General features: G+C 52.8%; 4 protein-coding genes. All 4 read left to right on the forward strand.

Annotated elements, in window-relative coordinates; translation table 11 throughout:
- A partial coding sequence (locus K1Y02_26565; GenBank protein MBX7259946.1) for a hypothetical protein occupies nt 1–344 on the forward strand: 344 nt, incomplete at its 5' end.
- A gap of 465 nt (nt 345–809) precedes the next feature.
- Entirely contained in the window at nt 810–1745 is a 936-nt protein-coding gene (locus K1Y02_26570; protein ID MBX7259947.1) for a putative DNA binding domain-containing protein, read from the forward strand.
- 151 nt (nt 1746–1896) lie between these two features.
- Nucleotides 1897–2112: a hypothetical protein gene (locus K1Y02_26575; protein MBX7259948.1), complete on the forward strand. Its 216-nt coding sequence runs from the start codon at nt 1897–1899 to the stop codon at nt 2110–2112.
- Between the two features lie 661 nt (nt 2113–2773).
- Nucleotides 2774–2928, forward strand: a 155-nt coding sequence (locus K1Y02_26580) for a Plug domain-containing protein (GenBank protein ID MBX7259949.1), incomplete at its 3' end; no start/stop codon positions are given.

Consider the following 2928-nt stretch of genomic DNA (forward strand, 5'->3'; position numbering starts at 1 on the left):
GGAGTTTGGCTATGTCCGACATATTAATCTTTTCCCTTTTGGTTTTATACAAAATCGTCATTGTTGGTGTTGGGCTCGGGTTCGCATACATGGGTTACAAACTCTTTCTTGCAGACAAGACCAAGCCAGCGGGCGACTTGGAAGCGCGAACTGGAAAGTATGCCTTAAGCTTGCGGGGCGGAGCGCCTGGAATATTCTTTTCGTTATTTGGCACCGTCCTTATCTGCTTCTCTATTTTTAAGGGAATAGAATATAAATCTAGTTCTCCAAACGACAGCGCCGTGTCTGGGATATCGATCATTCTTCCTGACCATCCACCAACAACTCAGAGCCAGCATAAATGAGGGGCGACGTAATGAAAGCACCGCTATTCTATGTTCAACTTCCTATATATATAGTCATTTTCCTCGTTCCCATGCTTGTATACGCGGACTCGCAACATAGATATGAAAAGGCAATTGCGGCATTGAAATTGAACAACTGTGCCGACGCTGTTGTGGCGCTTGAACAGTATAAGTTGGAGGCCTCTGCTGAACTCAAGGCTGATCTTCAATTTTCGGCGCAGATAGACAGGCAGATTGGTCTTTGTCGAGAACGCTTAGCCAGTGATTCTCGCAGGAGTACTGAGATTAGTGGCATGGTGCGGCCCGACGTAGACAGAGCGCAGCAGATGGCCAAGGACATTGGACGGTCCATTCAGCTGCGCGGGTTTTGAATTCTGATAACGCATCTTCTCACTCGGGACCAGCGCCTGCAGCGCTCTGCCCGTGACCTTTACGGTAAATGGTGCGCGGAATGCGGCTGATAGGATGGATGACATAATTCAACGCGCGCTGTCGGTTGATAGAGAATCTGCTGAAGTGGACTTCAAGCAGGCCTTCGATGTCAACTCGACAGGTAGTTGGTGCGAGATCGTGAAGGATATCGTAGCAATGGCAAATTCCGGGGGTGGGGTTGTCATTCTTGGTCTCTGCGATGACGGATCACCTTCTCCTCAAGACTGTAGTCAGGCACTCAAGATCGACCCTGCTGTTGTGGCGGACAAAGTTAGGAAGTATACAGGACCTCATCAACTTGATCTGAAGCTAACGGTAGTCAGAAAGCAGGAATCTGAGGTAGTTGCAATTGCTATTGGTGGAGTACGCCACCCGCTTGTATTCCAAAACGTTGGGACCTATGAAGTCGAATCGGGGCGCCAGAAGACGGCCTTCTCAGTCGGACAGATCTATTTTAGGCATGGTGCGAAGAGTGAACCAGGGACAACAGACGATATTCGCGCATGTATTGATCGGGAAGTATCCTGTCTTCGTGAGGAATGGCTAGGAAACATCAGAAAGGTGGTGGAAGCGCCGCTTGGTTCCTTAGTTACGGTCGCTACGACAAGTCAATCATCTGATTCAATTCAACCGTCGATTCCTACTCGACTCGTTCATGCGGAGGGTGCAATGCCCGTTGCTTGGCGAAGTCCAGACGAGACGCATCCACATCGTCAGAAAGAGGTCGTCTCGGTAATCAACCAACGTCTCGGTGGTACGCACAGGATTACAAGCTATGACGTTCAATGTGCGAGAAAGGAGTTCAAGGCCGACACTGACCCGAACTTGGTCTATAAGTCGAAGTTTGGCATGGTCCAATACTCGGATGCGTTCGTCTCAGCCGTCGTCGATGAATTCAGGAATGACCCTGGCTTTTTTGCGAATCTCCGTATTAAGCACAGTCGCAGGCGGACGAGGGCGGCCATCTAACATGCCGTTATAGTTGACGAACCCATCATTTTTGGGCTCATCTCACCAAAGGCGAAACCCTGTATACGATCGTCCAGAATGGGCATGCCTTCATCACCCCGGCCGAAACAATCGAAATTCACCGGCAATGGTTTAAAGATACGAATTGGGTATGGGAAGGCTCGGTTGTCCACAAGGTGGTTGGGGAAGATGTGGCGATGGCGCTGGTCAAATCCACTATCGTGCCAAACCAGAAGATACCCCTGTCGTCACGTGGCTTACCTATGTGTTTCAATTGCAGGATGGCCAGTGGCGTATCGTCCACGACCAGAATACCGCGCTTGATTTCGTCGCTTTTGCCCGGATGGCAGGCATTGAGATCAAGTGAAATCGCCTTATGAACCTCTGAATAATTCGTCATTCCGGGCGCAGCGAAGCGTAGACCCGGAATCCAGAGGTTTCGATTCAGTGGGTTACTGGATTCCCGCGTGCGCGGGAATGACGTTATAGAAATTAATCAAAGCTTCCTTGATAAGTTAGCCAGACGGACGCCTGAAAGCTGTGCATTCTGGCTCCATCCGCTGCGCGCTGGTGCCGGTCATCACCTGCGTTACGCAGACAAAGCGCCAGAGTGACCGCGCCCATCGCATTACCAAAACCCAGCTTTGAAGAACCATCCCCGCATCTGATGTTGCCTGCGACAATTTGTCGCATTCCCGCCCACAGTCCGCGCCGCTAGACTCTACAGCCTTTGACACGCTCAGCCGCCGATGTCGGTGTATCCGCGGCGTGGCAAGTCATTCCTCCAATAACTCAAAACAAGAGGACGCGATCCCGTGAAGATATCTGGCCACTCGTCTGGAAAACTCCGCGACGCCGTGCGTTGCGGCCTGCTGCTCGGCCTGGCGGCCGCTTCGCTCGGTGTCGCCCGGGCCCATGAAGTCACCGAACTTGAACCGATCCAGGTGGAGGGGCGCACCGAGCAGGGTTACGTTGCGCAGAACTCCTCGGCGGGCACCAAGACCGACACCCCGCTGCTGGAGACGCCGATGGCGATCCAGGTGGTGCCGCAGGAGGTCATCGCGGACCGCGTCGCGGTGTCGTCGATGGAGGCGGTGAAGAACGTCAGCGGCGTGCAGAGCCAGCCGGGCACGTTCTACGATCAGTTCCTGATCCGCGGCTTCGACAGCGGCTACGGCGTGAG

The organism is Candidatus Hydrogenedentota bacterium (assembly GCA_019695095.1).
In the GTDB taxonomy this organism is placed as follows: domain Bacteria; phylum Hydrogenedentota; class Hydrogenedentia; order Hydrogenedentales; family SLHB01; genus JAIBAQ01.